Raw genomic sequence first — 13,936 nt, 5'->3', positions numbered from 1 at the left:
TTTCTCACCCTTTTATCTTATGGAAATTTAGGAAATTGATCGAAATCAGGTTCACGTTTTTCTTTAAACGAGTCGCGTCCTTCTTTTGCTTCATCCATTGTGTAATAAAGTAACGTTGCATCGCCTGCTAATTGTTGAATACCAGCCAGTCCATCTGTATCAGCATTTAGAGAAGCTTTGATCATACGCAATGCAAGTGGACTTTTCTTCAACATTTCTTCTGCCCATTCCATCGTTACATCTTCAACTTCAGCTAAAGGTACAACTGTATTGATCCAACCCATATCTAAGGCTTCTTCAGCCGAATATTGTTTGCATAGGAACCAAACTTCTTTGGCTTTTTTATGACCAACTACACGTGCTAAATAACCAGATCCGTAACCACCATCAAAGCTCCCAACGTTAGGTCCTGTTTGACCGAATTTAGCGTTATCTGCTGCAATCGTCAAATCACAAACAAGTTGAAGTACATTCCCTCCACCGATTGAATACCCCTTGACCATAGCAATGACAGGTTTGGGAATCACACGAATCAATCGTTGTAAGTCTAATACATTCAGACGAGGAACACTATCCTCACCTACATAGCCACCGTGTCCACGAACTTTCTGATCTCCGCCAGAACAAAATGCTTTATCGCCTGCACCTGTTAAAATGATCACACCGATATCTTGTTTATCACGACTAATGTTAAATGCGTCAATCATTTCCATAACTGTTTTCGGTGTAAAAGCATTATGCACCTGAGGGCGGTTAATCGTGATTTTCGCGACTTTTCCTTCTTGTTCAAATAAAATTTCATCGTATTCTTTGATTGTCGTCCAGTTTCTCATGAAGAAACCTCCTTATAATTTTAAAAGCGGAACAAACCGCTTAGCTCTGACTGAAAATAGGAAAATATAACTACGGTTCTTTTGGCCTTATTTATATTTTATCTTTTTTCCGAGAGGTTAGCTTGTGAAGCTAAATTAGTTTTCAATGCTTCTATTATACACAAATATAGAAATTTTAGAATGATAGACGGTTTAAAGACTGGTGAAATAGTACTAGGAGAAACTATAGGTTTTACGTAAAAGACGTGGAAAATCAATTATTTACAGTTTCTTATTATGCCGCTTTTTCTTACAGTTTTACGATTGGTAGGAGTTGTTTTACTGATTTATAAGCTAGTCTTGTTGGATGTGGAATTTTGAGCAAAAAAAACGAAGTAGAATTCACTACTCCGAAAAAAGTCTAACTTTTTGGTCTCACATTAAAGATTCTCTTGATAAAAATTCCCTAGTCTCTCCACAGCCAAACCAATCTGATCATACAAATCATAATGACTAGCACCTTCAATTACGTACAACTCTTTCTTCTCAGAAGCTGCACGTTCAAACAATTCATACCCATCTCGCTTCGAACCAAACGCCCCTTCTACACTACCAACAATAATTTACAACGGCTGTGTCAACAAATCTTCTGCCATATGAAACGCATCAAACCCGATCACTGAGCCGAAACTAGTATACCTCACTTTATTCGGAGAACAAGGATGTTGGCCACGAGGCGTTGTATAGTAATCTACTACCTCAACAATGTCAATATCTGTTATTCCAGCAGCTTCTCTTTCCTCTTGATTCTTAGGTATCCAATTCGCAATCAAAGGTTCTCCACCTTGTGCTTCTACTGTACGCTGTTGCCCAATCGCTTCTAAAGCTTTGATTATACCAGCTACATTACCATTACTTTCACGATTTACCCGACCAATATTGGCTCCTACAACCGTTATATCGATCAAGAAATTCTTTTGAAATTTTTAGGAATCGCTGTGATAGGTATTATTGAATCTTTTGTTTTAGAAGAAATCAGCAGTGATACAACAACGGTAGCAAAACAAGTCGGAGAACTGGTTCAAAGAAATATATAATCAAAAATAAGAGTAACTAAGCCATGATCAGCTCAGCTACTCTTATTTTTTATCCTATTCCATATAAATACTATTCGTAGGTACCACTTGCGCTCCAAACGGCATCAATGCTAGCTTAGCTAATTTAAATGACTGCATACCAAACGGAATTCCAATAATCGTTACACACAAAAGAATTCCACTAATACAATGTCCAACCGCTAACCAAAAACCACTGAAAATCAACCAAAGAATGTTCACTAAAAACGAAGTCGTGCTCGTGCTATATACCACTCTTTTACCAAACGGCCAAAAACTTAAGCCTGCGAGCTTGAAACACTGTAATCCTATGGGAATCCCAACAATTGTAATACACCAAAGAATTCCAGCTAAAAACCAAGTCAGACCACCGAAAAAACCACCAAAAATAAGCCAAATAATATTTCCTAGACAACCCATCTGTGAATCCCCTACTTTCTGCTTAAAGTTATAAAAATAAATTATACTACAAAAGTAAAAAATAAAACCTTGATCGAAGCATAAAATTACTAACTTACATGAATTTCCTTGTGAACAGTTAATAACTTAGTTACTATTATTACTAAGAACCTCATTATTAATCATAAAGGAGAGATTTTTATGAGCACAGCAATCGTAGTCTATCAACATACACCCATGCTTGGCAGAAGTAAAATGCCAGGTGGAAATATTTTAGGCATGTTTAAACAAAATAAACTAATAACTCAGCTAAACCAAGCACTTGAAAAGAAAAATAGTCACTGGCTCGTCACTTTAGATGATTCCATCGCAGATATTGACATTATCGCCCAAGAAGCAGATGCTATTATCTGTGTCCCAGGACTGCAAAAACAATTCGATCTAAAAGATTATCCAAAAGAAAAAGTATTCTACTTTGATTCGTTAAGTTATCATGAGTTGAACTTAGACAAGGTGATTGCTTTTCTGGAGTCGATCTAACAATGAATTCGCTGAAGAAAGAGAGGAGTGATTTTCATGTATTTATTAGATTATTTGAACATTGAAACTACTAAATTATCTAAAGAAAAAGTGGTTTTAACAATGAAAATAGAAGACTTTCATAAACAACCTTATGGAATTTTACACGGCGGAATGAATGGTATTTTGATTGAAACGGCCTGTAGCTTAGGGGCAAATGAACAGCTGGATGAAACTTCCTATGCAGTTGGCCTCGACCTTCAAATCAGCCATCTAAAAAGCGTACCTAGTGGCTTATTAACAGTCATCGCAACCGCTGATCGTATCGGTCAATCTATTCAAGTTTGGGAAGGGAAAATTTTTAATGAAGCTGGAGAAATGACGGCTGTTGGTCGTTGTACACTGATGACCCGCAAAATGGATAAATAAAAAGAGGTTTGACAAAACTAGTTTTATACTTTGTCAAACTTCTTTGTTTTCCTCTTTTATCGTTGCTAAACGTAATCTCAAGTTTTCGTTTTCTAGTTTTAATGCTTCGATTTTTTTCATTATGATTTGTCCTATTTATTCGCTCCCAATTAGTTGATAAGCTTATTATGACGGATTCAGCCACAGGCCAATACCTCACTTGTCATATTCACTTCAAATGAGGTATTTATCTATATTATTTCACCTGTAATAACTTTTAAATTCATCAGCAAAGAAGACATTATATCTAATTCTTTTTGATTCACATCTGAATATTTTCGATTCATGATTTGTTCTCTTTCTTTTTTGACAAGTAGATACATTAGATTTAATTCTTCCGAAGTTAAATTTGATAAATAAACGTGGTTCGGTTCTGAATAGGCAAAAGCTTCGATTTCGAAAGTTTCTGGATTTCTTTTCAAGCTTGTCCGAATTTGAAATCCATTTGAAAAAGTAATCATTTCTACATACAGATATTCAGAAAAAGTAATCGGTCTTCGTTCATAAACAGTCGTTTTTCCTCCGAATATTTCCAGTATATTTTCAAGAAAGTTGGACAATGCCGTTCCAATATTTAGTTGTTTTGAAAAAGTTTTCGAAAGTAATAGTTTTTCTTGTGTCATTCTTTTTACCTCTCACTTCTTATTACTCCTATTATAATCATACTTTTTTTCAAAACAAAGCAAAACGATATTATGTATTTTTTAAATTTATAAAAAAAGAACATCTCAGCCTTCTGCTGAAATGTTCTTTTTCAATTTATTCTTCTGTCGTTGTATCTGTATCTGGTGTTTCAGTTTCAATCACTGTTGTTTCAACACTTTCAACTTCTTCAACAATTTCATCTGGCTCTGGCTCAACAACGGCCATCGTTACAACTTTTGCATCTTCTTCCATTCTCATCAAGCGGACACCTAATGTGGCACGACCTGTCTGAGATACTGAATCTACATTGAAACGAATAATGACCCCTTTATTAGTGATCACTAGAATGTCTTCATCACCGCGTACAGTTGTAAGTCCTGCTAATGGACCATTTTTCGCTGTAATGTTGGCTGTCTTGATCCCTTTACCGCCACGGCCCTTCACAGGGTACTCAGAGGCTTTTGTCCGCTTCCCGTAACCATTTTCCGTCAACACTAGAACTTCCGTGTCAGCGTCCAATAATGAGGCTCCTACGACGTAATCATCTTCTCTTAGACGAATACCACGCACACCTGATGCTGTACGACCCATATCACGAACAGCTGTTTCGGCAAATGTGACAGAATAACCATTATGGGTTCCAATGATCATGTTTTGTTCTCCATTGGTTAAAACAACATTGACTAATTCGTCATCTTCTTTCAGACCAATTGCGATTAGACCATTACTTCTAATGTTAGAGAAAGCTTTAACTGCAGTACGTTTAACAGTACCTTTACGAGTCGTGAAGAATAGATAATGTCCTTCTTCTGCTTGTCCTTCAACAGCGATGATCGCTTGGATCTTCTCACTAGAGTCGATACCCAACATGTTGATCACAGGAATTCCTTTAGCTGTTCTGCCGTATTCAGGAATTTCATATCCCTTAGCACGGTATACTTTCCCGTTATTTGTAAAGAATAATAATGTATCATGTGTTGAACAAGAAACAAGGTTTTTCACGAAATCATCATCATGAACGCCCATTCCTTGCACACCACGTCCACCGCGACGCTGTGCTCTAAATTCGCTATTTGCTACTCGTTTGATATAGCCATTGTTCGTCAAGGTAATAACGACTTCGGCTTCTTCGATCAAGTCTTCGTCTTCCAAACTTAGCACTTCACCGACTAATAATTCTGTACGACGAGCATCACCATATTTATCATGAATTTCACCAAGTTCTGTTTTGATAATCTCAATAACACGTTCTGGACGAGCTAAGATATCATTCAAATCAGCAATTAATTTCAATAATTCTTGGTATTCATTCTCGATCTTATCACGTTCTAAACCAGTTAAACGGCGTAGACGCATATCTAAAATCGCTTGTGCTTGACGATCTGAAAATTCAAAACGTTCGATCAAAGAGGCTTTTGCTTCATCATCGGCTTTGGAATTTCGAATAATTGCGATGATTTCATCAATATGATCTAAAGCAATTCGTAAACCTTCTAAGATATGAGCACGCGCTTCAGCTTTTTTCTTATCAAATTCTGTACGACGTGTAATTACTTCTTTTTGATGTTCTATATAATTTTCAAGAATTTCCTTCAAGCTTAAAATCTTAGGAATGCCTTTTTCGATTGCTAACATATTGAAACCAAAAGAAGTTTGTAATGCTGTCATCTTATACAAATTATTCAAGATGACAGAGGCGCTCACATCACGACGAACGTCGATGACGATACGCATTCCTTCACGAGAAGATTCATCACGCAAATCGGTGATTCCTTCGATTCTTTTTTCACGATGTAATTCTGAAATTCGTTCAATCAAGCGTGCCTTGTTGACCATATACGGCAACTCAGATACTAAGATACGTTCTTTACCATTAGGCATATCCATGATTTCAACTTTAGCCCGAATTGTGATCGATCCGCGACCCGTTTCATAGGCACGACGGATACCTGATTTACCCATAACTAAACCACCTGTAGGGAAATCTGGTCCAGGTAATACTTCCATCAATTCATTGGTCGTTGCATCGGGATTTTCCATCAATAAACTTGCAGCTTCGATTACTTCCGCTAAATTATGTGGTGGAATATTGGTTGCCATCCCGACAGCGATCCCTGTTGTTCCATTCACCAAAAGGTTAGGGAAACGTGCTGGCAATACATCTGGTTCTTGTTCTGAGTCATCATAGTTTCCATGAAAATCTACCGTGTTTTTATTGATATCACGCAGCATTTCCAAAGCGATCTTACTCATTCTTGCTTCGGTATAACGCATAGCAGCTGCGCCGTCTCCATCGACAGAACCGAAGTTTCCGTGTCCATCAACTAGCATACTGCGGTAACTAAATGGTTGAGCCATCCGCACCATTGCTTCATAAATGGATGAATCTCCATGTGGATGGTACTTACCCATAACATCCCCAACGATACGAGCTGATTTTTTATGTGGTTTATCAGGTGTTACACCTAACTCATTCATCCCATATAAAATACGGCGGTGAACTGGTTTTAACCCATCACGAACATCCGGCAACGCACGAGCCACAATAACACTCATCGCATAATCAATGAAGGATTCTTTCATTTCACTGGTCAGATTGACGTCTTGAATGTTCTCTTTGATTTCTTCACTCATGAATCTATCTCCTTCTTAATTAAATATCTAGATTTTTCACGTAATGGGCATTCTCTTCAATAAATGCTCGGCGTGGTTCGACACGGTCTCCCATCAACATTTCAAAAATTTGATCGGCTTCGATTGCATCATCAACACTGACACGTGACATTAAACGTTTTTCAGGATCCATGGTTGTTTCCCATAATTGATGATCATCCATTTCCCCAAGACCTTTGTAACGTTGAACACTTGGTTTCGGACTAGCTGGTAAAGAGGCTAAAATTTGAGCCAATTCTTCTTCAGCATTTTTCCCTGGTTGAACGTACGTGATATTTTTTCCTTGTTTAACCCCATATAAAGGTGGCTGAGCGATATATACATATCCAGCTTCAACAACAGGGCGCATGAAACGATAGAACAACGTCAACAACAGCGTACGAATATGTGCGCCATCGACATCGGCATCGGTCATGATCACTAGTTTGTGGTAACGCGCTTTCGATACATCAAAATCAGCACCAAACCCTGTTCCCATCGCTGTAAATAGTGAACGAATCTCTTCATTCGCTAAAATTTTATCCATGCTAGCTTTTTCAACGTTCAAAATTTTCCCACGAATCGGTAAAATCGCTTGGAATTCACGGCTACGTCCTTGTTTTGCTGAACCGCCGGCTGAATCTCCTTCGACGATGAAGATTTCACATTTTTCAGGATCTTTACTTGAACAATCGGCTAATTTACCTGGTAAATTACTGATTTCAAGAGCGCCTTTACGACGAGTTACTTCACGAGCTCTTTTAGCCGCCATACGAGCTTTTGAAGCAAGCAGGCCTTTTTCTACGATTTGTTTCCCAACAGTTGGGTTTTCCATCAAGAATTTATTGAAATACTCAGAGAATAAACGGTCTGTAACAGTCCGAACTTCTGAGTTTCCTAATTTTGTTTTGGTTTGTCCTTCAAATTGAGGTTCTGGATGTTTGATAGAAATAACAGCTGTCAATCCTTCACGAACATCTTCCCCTGTTAGGTTTTCGTCGTTTTCTTTCATAATCTTTTGTTTACGGGCATAATCATTGATTACACGCGTTAATGACGTTTTAAAACCCGATTCGTGCGTTCCACCTTCATAAGTATGAATGTTATTGGCGAAACTTAGTAAGTTAGTATGGTAACCATCCGTATATTGCATAGATACTTCAACAATGATGTCTTGTTGTTCCCCTTCAATGAAAATAGGTTCTGGGAATAATACATCTTTATTTGCATTCAAATGTTCTACATAACTCTTGATCCCGCCTTCATAATGATACTCTTTCAAGACAGGTTTTTCTTCACGTTTATCTTCAATAGAAATTTTTAGCCCTTTATTCAAGAACGCTAATTCTCTAACTCGTGTTGCTAATTTATCAAAATTGAATACAGTTGTTTCTGTAAAAATCTCTGGATCAGGCACGAAATGGACAGTTGTTCCATGACGGTCTGTATCACCAATTACTTTCAAATCATCTTTGACAGCACCTTGATGAAACTCTTGGAAGTAAATTTTTCCTTCTTTGTAGACTTTTACGTCTAATGTTGTTGACAAAGCATTAACAACAGAGGAACCTACCCCGTGAAGTCCTCCGGAAACTTTATATCCGCCACCGCCAAATTTTCCTCCGGCATGGAGAACAGTGAAAACTGTTTCTACTGCTGGACGACCTGTTTTGGCTTGAATACCGACTGGAATCCCACGTCCATCATCGACAACTGTGATACTGTTGTCTTCTTCAATAATTACTTGGATACTTGATGCAAAGCCTGCCAAAGCTTCATCGATCGAATTATCAACGATCTCCCAAACTAAGTGATGCAAACCTTCCGAACTCGTCGATCCTATGTACATACCAGGACGTTTACGAACTGCTTCAAGACCTTCTAATACCTGAATCTGACTGGCATCATATTCTTGTGCACGTTCTTTCATGTTTTTTTCTTCTTCTGTCATATAGATGCTTCCCTCTCTATCTCTCCCCGATGAACATAAAATATGTCTGGTTCAACAGTTAATTTATTGTTTAAATGATCCAAACTTGTTGTTGTTAAAAAAGTCTGAACCTTTCCTTCAATCGTTTCTAGCAGGTGCAATTGTCGTTCATTATCTAATTCACTCATGACATCATCCAATAACAATACAGGATATTCTCCTGTTTCTGAATACATTAAATCAATTTCTGCAAGCTTCACACTAAGAGCCGTGGTTCTTTGTTGCCCCTGTGAACCATATGTCTGGACATTTTGTCCATTTACATTAAAAATCAGGTCATCTCGATGAGGACCTAAAAAAGTATTTGCTTTGAACAATTCACGTTTTCGGTTGTCAAGAAGGCTCTGAAGTAGTTGCTTCTGGATCTCTTCTAGTGAAAAATTTTCTTGGTCTAATGGGATACTTGAAAAATAGTTGATCGCTAATTCTTCTTTTTCGTGGCTGATTTTCTTGTGTAACAAGTTTGCCCAGTGCTCTAGTTTTTTGATAAATTCAAGACGAGCAAACAAGACTTTACCGCCAAATTCCGCCAATTGTTCCGTCAAAATATCTAAATAAACCAGATCTGACTGTTTTTTTTCAGCTAACTGTTTTAAATATTGATTACGTTGTTTCAAGACAGACTGATACTGAACCAAATCATACAAATAAATTGGATTGACTTGTCCTAATTCCATATCAATAAACTTACGCCGTAATTGTGGTGAACCTTTGACTAACGATAAATCTTCTGGTGCAAATAAAATGACGTTCAACTGACCAATATATGAACTCAAACGCTTTTGTTCAATATGATTGACCTTTGTCTTACGACCTTTGTTAGAAATAATGATTTCCAGTGGTACCGTTCCCGTCTTTTTTTCGATAACACCGCTGATTCTTGCTGAATCTGAATCCCAATGAACGAGTTCTTTTTCGTTGCTGGTTCGGTGACTGCGGGTCATCGCCAAAACATAAATACTTTCCAAGAGATTGGTCTTTCCTTGCGCATTTTCTCCAAGAAAAATATTTAATGTTTTAGGAAAATCTAAGCTCAGCCCATCATAATTACGATAATGCTGTACCTCGATTTTATTCAGTCTCATCGACTGTCTCGCCTTTTTTGACCATAAAAAAAGTACCTTCTTCAGGTATCTCGAGCATCATGCCAGCATATAATTTTCTGCCGCGGCGATTCTCTAATTCCCCATCTACGAAAACACTATTTTCAGCTAAGTACCATTTGGCAGCACCGCCACTGCTGATAACATCGACTTCTTTTAAGACCTGACCAAGTGTCATGTAATCAGTTTCTAAAACAATCGTCTTTTTCAAAATGCATCCCTCTTTTTTGTTTTCACTTTCACTCTAATATTATACTCTTTTTTACGCTAAAAAACAAATTTATCCGTCTAATTTTCTTTCTAAGCAATTTTGAATATAATCGACAAAAAATATTCTAACGATTAAAAAAGGCTTAAAATGCATTTTAAGAAGAAATTTGTAAGTTTTGCTTCTTGAAAAACTTTTCTGTGTCTTTCATTTTATGAAACAAGAAAAGTTAAAGATCAAAAAATTCAGTTTTTATTTACTAAAAAGTAATTGACTTATACAGTTCTCCGATATAAAATCTAACTATACAGTCGAACTGTATATAATAATTTTATAAAAGGTGTACGATAAATGACTATCAATAAGATCTTACCTCTAACAGAAACAACGTTCTATATTATGATGGCACTAATTGAACCATCACATGGATATGCCATCATGCAAAAAGTAGAAGAAATAAGCAACGGACGAGTACGTATTGCAGCTGGTACAATGTATGGTGCCACAGAAAATCTATTAAAACAAAAGTTGATTTGTGAGGTTTCTGGAGAAGATAAACGTCGACGGGTATACAAGTTAACAACTACTGGAAAAAAAGTTTTAAAGCTTGAAGTCAAACGATTAAAAGAATTAGTGACTCTTGCTGATAATTTATTATAGGAGGGAACAAATGAAAAAATTTAAATTGTTTGCTGATATAAAAAGAGAAGAACAGTATTTAAAAGAAATGGCTGAACAAGGTTGGGCATTGGTTAAATATAACGCATGGGGAATCTATACATTTGAAAAGATAGCTCCAAAAACACTGAATTATAGGATTGATTATCAAACATTCAAAAAGAAAGCTGATTATATTGCGTACCTGACTTTATTTGAAGATAGTGGTTGGCAACATATCAGTGGGACGAAAAGTAGTGGATTTCAATTTTTTGTCCCACTGAAAAGTGAAAATCAAGAGTTAGATATATTTTCAGATATTTCGTCAAGTAATGAACGCTATAAACGTTTATATAATCAATCCATTATATGGGCGACCTTGATGATTCTTTATTTCTTTATGCTGCAACCTTCTTTTGAAAACATATCCTCATGGTACTTAACTTCAAGCATTTGGGCATATACTGGTCTGCAATTGTTTGGAATGATTATTATGCAGACGTTCTTTTTGCTCCTCCAGATAATGCCAATGGTGTTTTTTATGTTTGGCGCTATCTACTTTACAATTATGGGAACAAAAATCAAAAGACTTATAAAGAAACATGAGACTGGATAACATTCCTATCCACAATAAATCTGAAAAAAGTGAGTGAAAAACTGAAGTTCAGTTTTTCACTCACTTTTTTTTGATGTTTTAATTCGTACGAACTGGTGTAATCAATTGAATAAAGTCTAAATCTGTTTCCGTTGGTTCCAACGTAAATGGACGAATCGCAGAGATAAATTTAACTGTAATACTCATATCACCAAAAGCACGCAAAGCATCCTTCATATAATCTGGGTTGAAAGAAATTTCCAATGGATCACCCGTTACTTTTTCATAATTTAATGGCTCTTCCACTTTACCGATTTCTGGAGAGTTTCCGTAAAGAACAACAGAATCAGAAGCAATTGCTAAACGAACGATATTATTACGACCTTCATGTGACAATAAAGAGGCGCGGTCGATAGCTGATAATAACTCTGGTACATAAAAATCAATTTCAGTATTGAAACTTGTAGGAATCAAACGATTGGTATCAGGATAATTTCCTTCTAACAGACGAGAATAGAAATACATATTTTGAGTTTTGAAGAGTACTTGGTTTTCCATAATACTGATTTCAACCATTTCTTCTTCATTCGTGAATGAACGAGAAAGCTCAGTCAAACTTTTTCCTGGAATCACAATATTGAAATTTTCAGCTGCTTGTTCAATAGGAATGATTCGTTGACTCAAACGATGTGAATCAGTTGCGACAGCTAATAATTTTTGATCGTCTAATATAAAATGAACACCTGTTAAAATTGGGCGACTTTCATGCAGCGAAACAGCAAAACCAGTTTCATTGATAATTTTTGTCAACAGGTGCACTGGCAATTGAATTTGATTTTTAGCATCAATTACAGGAAGGTGTGGATAATTATCTGCATCCAAACCGTTAACTGTAAAATCCGCTTTACCTGAAGTAATCGCTACTTGATTATTATCCAGTACTTCAAGTGTGAACATTTCTTCGGGTAATTTACGAATAATTTCACCAAAGAAACGTGCTTGTAAAACGATACTTCCAGTTGATTCAATCGTCATTTGAGCTTTTTCATCTTCTTTGCTTAGAAAACTTTCAATAGAGATATCTGCATTACTACCTGTTAAAGATAAACCTTCATCCGTTAAAACGATTTTTACACCTGTTAAAATAGGGATCGTTGTTTTAGAAGAAATGGCTCTTTGAACCGTTTGTAATTCTTGCAAGAATGTATTTCTTTTTACAGTTAATTTCATAATGATTGAACTCCTTTTTAATTGATTTTAAAAGCATTAATTTTGCTAAGACAGTTTTGTATTTATATATAAATAAATAATAAAAGTAGTAGGGCTTGTTAATTCTGTGGAAAAGTCTGAAAATGAAATGGAATAGAAGTTTTCCACCTGTGCATAACTTGTGGAAAACTTTTTCCTTTTCCTCTTTTTTATCCACAGGTCAAGAATTAAGCAAGTTTTTGATTTCCCCAACTTCTTTTTGAATTGTCGGATCTTTTTCCATTAATTGTTGGATTTTTTCGTGAGCATGGATGACCGTTGTATGATCTTTTCCGCCGAACTCCGCACCGATTTTTGGTAGAGAGTTATCTGTCATCTCTCTAGAAAGGTACATAGAGATTTGTCTAGGAACAACGATCGATTTCACGCGTTTCTTGCCTTTTAAATCTTTTAATTGGATATGATAGTACTTTGCCACTTCTTCTTGGATTTGTAAAATAGATAGGTGATTTTGACTGCCGACAGATTTTAAGGATTTTAAAGCATCCGCAGCTAAACTAGTTGTAATATCTTCGCCATTAATCGTGGCAAACGCTTGAACTCGAACTAATGCACCTTCTAATTCCCGAATGTTGGAATCGATTTGACCAGCAATGTAACTAAGAGTATCGTCAGGAATCTCCAAACGTTCTGCATCTGCTTTTTTGCGTAAAATGGCAATTCTAGTTTCTAAGTCAGGCGGTGTGATATCGACAGATAAGCCCCAAGCAAAACGAGAAACCAAGCGCTCAGGTAGTTTTGGAATATCATTAGGCGGTCGATCACTTGTTAGCACGATCTGTTTGTTTTCATTATACAAATCATTGAAGGTATGGAAAAATTCTTCTAATGTTGCTTCTTTTTCTGCTAAAAACTGAATATCATCGACTAGTAGTAAGTCAACATTTCGATATTCTTTTCTAAATTGTTCAGAATTCTTTGTCTGGATCGAATTAATGAACTCATTTGTGAATGTTTCACTGCTGACGTATTTTACCTTAGCATCTGGTCGATTTTGCAGCATTTGATGACCAATGGCATGCATCAAATGGGTTTTTCCTAAACCAACTCCACCATAAAAGAATAACGGATTATAAATTGAACCAGGATCTTCCGCTACAACTAGAGCTGCGGCATGTGCCATTTGATTTCCTTTTCCGATAACGAATGTGTCAAAAGAATATTTTGGATTCAATAAAGCTTTTTTGCCATGTTCAGCGATTTTTTCCTGTGTTACAGGAGCTTTTTTTTCTTCTTGAATTGGCATCGTCTCTGTTTCACCAGTAACAACAAAATGAGGCATCACTTCAGCACCAGTCAATTTAAAGCCGGTCTCGACAATTTTTGCGGCTAAATTCTTTTCCCAATAGTCTTTATGAACAGCTGAAGGAACTTCTAACCATAACTGGTTATTTTCCAACTTTAGCGGTTGCGTTGTTTTTATCCAAGCATCAAAACTTGGTGCAGACAAAACAGATTGGTAAGTATCTTCCAGATCTTTCCAGAAACTTTCCATATCGGGCAT

15 protein-coding genes are annotated in these 13,936 nt (G+C 36.5%); 4 read left to right on the top strand and 11 right to left on the bottom strand.

Going from position 1 to position 13,936, the window contains the following annotated elements; all coding sequences use genetic code 11:
* Positions 1 to 17 precede the first annotated feature (17 nt).
* From menB to AC4BB5_RS00060, 4 genes are all read right to left on the bottom strand, one after another.
* On the bottom strand, positions 18 to 833 hold the full coding sequence (gene menB, locus AC4BB5_RS00075) for a 1,4-dihydroxy-2-naphthoyl-CoA synthase (protein WP_490457434.1): 816 nt from the start codon (positions 831 to 833) through the stop codon (positions 18 to 20).
* 419 nt (positions 834 to 1,252) lie between these two features.
* Positions 1,253 to 1,381, bottom strand: a complete 129-nt coding sequence (locus AC4BB5_RS00070; RefSeq protein WP_490457433.1) for a hypothetical protein — start codon at positions 1,379 to 1,381, stop codon at positions 1,253 to 1,255.
* 54 nt (positions 1,382 to 1,435) lie between these two features.
* Positions 1,436 to 1,780 carry a hypothetical protein gene (locus AC4BB5_RS00065; RefSeq protein ID WP_490457432.1) on the bottom strand — a complete coding sequence of 115 codons (345 nt, stop codon included), beginning with the start codon at positions 1,778 to 1,780 and terminating at the stop codon, positions 1,436 to 1,438.
* A 183-nt stretch (positions 1,781 to 1,963) separates the two neighbouring features.
* A complete protein-coding gene (locus tag AC4BB5_RS00060; protein ID WP_490457431.1) occupies positions 1,964 to 2,347 on the bottom strand; it encodes a YccF domain-containing protein in 384 nt (127 codons plus the stop codon).
* Positions 2,348 to 2,527: 180 nt separating this feature from the next.
* Here AC4BB5_RS00060 and AC4BB5_RS00055 point away from each other — a divergent pair, with 180 nt between their 5' ends.
* On the top strand, positions 2,528 to 2,866 hold the full coding sequence (locus AC4BB5_RS00055) for a hypothetical protein (RefSeq protein ID WP_490457430.1): 339 nt from the start codon (positions 2,528 to 2,530) through the stop codon (positions 2,864 to 2,866).
* Between the two features lie 36 nt (positions 2,867 to 2,902).
* On the top strand, positions 2,903 to 3,274 hold the full coding sequence (locus tag AC4BB5_RS00050) for a PaaI family thioesterase (protein ID WP_490457429.1): 372 nt from the start codon (positions 2,903 to 2,905) through the stop codon (positions 3,272 to 3,274).
* Between the two features lie 230 nt (positions 3,275 to 3,504).
* Here AC4BB5_RS00050 and AC4BB5_RS00045 read toward each other — a convergent pair whose 3' ends face one another.
* The 5 genes from AC4BB5_RS00045 to yaaA form a co-directional block, all read right to left on the bottom strand.
* Positions 3,505 to 3,936, bottom strand: coding sequence for a hypothetical protein (locus AC4BB5_RS00045; protein ID WP_490457428.1), 432 nt, complete (start codon positions 3,934 to 3,936; stop codon positions 3,505 to 3,507).
* Positions 3,937 to 4,072: 136 nt separating this feature from the next.
* Positions 4,073 to 6,592, bottom strand: coding sequence for a DNA gyrase subunit A (gyrA, locus tag AC4BB5_RS00040; protein WP_490457427.1), 2,520 nt, complete (start codon positions 6,590 to 6,592; stop codon positions 4,073 to 4,075).
* A 19-nt stretch (positions 6,593 to 6,611) separates the two neighbouring features.
* A complete protein-coding gene (gene gyrB, locus AC4BB5_RS00035; protein WP_490457426.1) occupies positions 6,612 to 8,561 on the bottom strand; it encodes a DNA topoisomerase (ATP-hydrolyzing) subunit B in 1,950 nt (649 codons plus the stop codon).
* Positions 8,558 to 9,685, bottom strand: a complete 1,128-nt coding sequence (recF, locus tag AC4BB5_RS00030; protein WP_490457425.1) for a DNA replication/repair protein RecF — start codon at positions 9,683 to 9,685, stop codon at positions 8,558 to 8,560. Before recF ends, gyrB begins: the two co-directional genes overlap by 4 nt.
* Entirely contained in the window at positions 9,672 to 9,914 is a 243-nt protein-coding gene (gene yaaA / locus AC4BB5_RS00025; protein ID WP_490457424.1) for a S4 domain-containing protein YaaA, read from the bottom strand. The genes recF and yaaA overlap by 14 nt, the downstream gene beginning before the upstream one ends.
* Before the next feature lie 348 nt (positions 9,915 to 10,262).
* Between yaaA and AC4BB5_RS00020 the strand changes: the two genes are divergently transcribed.
* A complete protein-coding gene (locus AC4BB5_RS00020) occupies positions 10,263 to 10,571 on the top strand; it encodes a PadR family transcriptional regulator (protein ID WP_490457423.1) in 309 nt (102 codons plus the stop codon).
* 10 nt (positions 10,572 to 10,581) lie between these two features.
* A complete protein-coding gene (locus AC4BB5_RS00015; RefSeq protein WP_490457422.1) occupies positions 10,582 to 11,184 on the top strand; it encodes a DUF2812 domain-containing protein in 603 nt (200 codons plus the stop codon).
* A 78-nt stretch (positions 11,185 to 11,262) separates the two neighbouring features.
* Here the strand turns inward: AC4BB5_RS00015 and dnaN are convergent, their stop codons facing one another.
* Both dnaN and dnaA read right to left on the bottom strand, forming a co-directional pair.
* On the bottom strand, positions 11,263 to 12,393 hold the full coding sequence (dnaN, locus tag AC4BB5_RS00010) for a DNA polymerase III subunit beta (protein ID WP_490457421.1): 1,131 nt from the start codon (positions 12,391 to 12,393) through the stop codon (positions 11,263 to 11,265).
* A 199-nt stretch (positions 12,394 to 12,592) separates the two neighbouring features.
* A complete protein-coding gene (gene dnaA, locus AC4BB5_RS00005; RefSeq protein ID WP_490457420.1) occupies positions 12,593 to 13,936 on the bottom strand; it encodes a chromosomal replication initiator protein DnaA in 1,344 nt (447 codons plus the stop codon).

The sequence above is a fragment of the Enterococcus sp. AMC1252 genome (genome assembly GCF_058216515.1).
This window is presented reverse-complemented; position numbering and strand designations above follow the sequence as displayed.

What these genes read in the sequence shown, in the direction of transcription:
- AC4BB5_RS00045 (WP_490457428.1), bottom strand. Translation starts at nt 3,936, where the DNA reads ATGACACAAGAAAAACTATTACTTTCGAAAACTTTTTCAAAACAACTA.
- AC4BB5_RS00060 (WP_490457431.1), bottom strand. Translation starts at nt 2,347, where the DNA reads ATGGGTTGTCTAGGAAATATTATTTGGCTTATTTTTGGTGGTTTTTTC.
- AC4BB5_RS00015 (WP_490457422.1), top strand. Translation starts at nt 10,582, where the DNA reads ATGAAAAAATTTAAATTGTTTGCTGATATAAAAAGAGAAGAACAGTAT.
- AC4BB5_RS00050 (WP_490457429.1), top strand. Translation starts at nt 2,903, where the DNA reads ATGTATTTATTAGATTATTTGAACATTGAAACTACTAAATTATCTAAA.
- gyrB (WP_490457426.1), bottom strand. Translation starts at nt 8,561, where the DNA reads ATGACAGAAGAAGAAAAAAACATGAAAGAACGTGCACAAGAATATGAT.
- dnaA (WP_490457420.1), bottom strand. Translation starts at nt 13,936, where the DNA reads ATGCCCGATATGGAAAGTTTCTGGAAAGATCTGGAAGATACTTACCAA.
- AC4BB5_RS00020 (WP_490457423.1), top strand. Translation starts at nt 10,263, where the DNA reads ATGACTATCAATAAGATCTTACCTCTAACAGAAACAACGTTCTATATT.
- menB (WP_490457434.1), bottom strand. Translation starts at nt 833, where the DNA reads ATGAGAAACTGGACGACAATCAAAGAATACGATGAAATTTTATTTGAA.
- recF (WP_490457425.1), bottom strand. Translation starts at nt 9,685, where the DNA reads ATGAGACTGAATAAAATCGAGGTACAGCATTATCGTAATTATGATGGG.
- dnaN (WP_490457421.1), bottom strand. Translation starts at nt 12,393, where the DNA reads ATGAAATTAACTGTAAAAAGAAATACATTCTTGCAAGAATTACAAACG.
- AC4BB5_RS00055 (WP_490457430.1), top strand. Translation starts at nt 2,528, where the DNA reads ATGAGCACAGCAATCGTAGTCTATCAACATACACCCATGCTTGGCAGA.
- gyrA (WP_490457427.1), bottom strand. Translation starts at nt 6,592, where the DNA reads ATGAGTGAAGAAATCAAAGAGAACATTCAAGACGTCAATCTGACCAGT.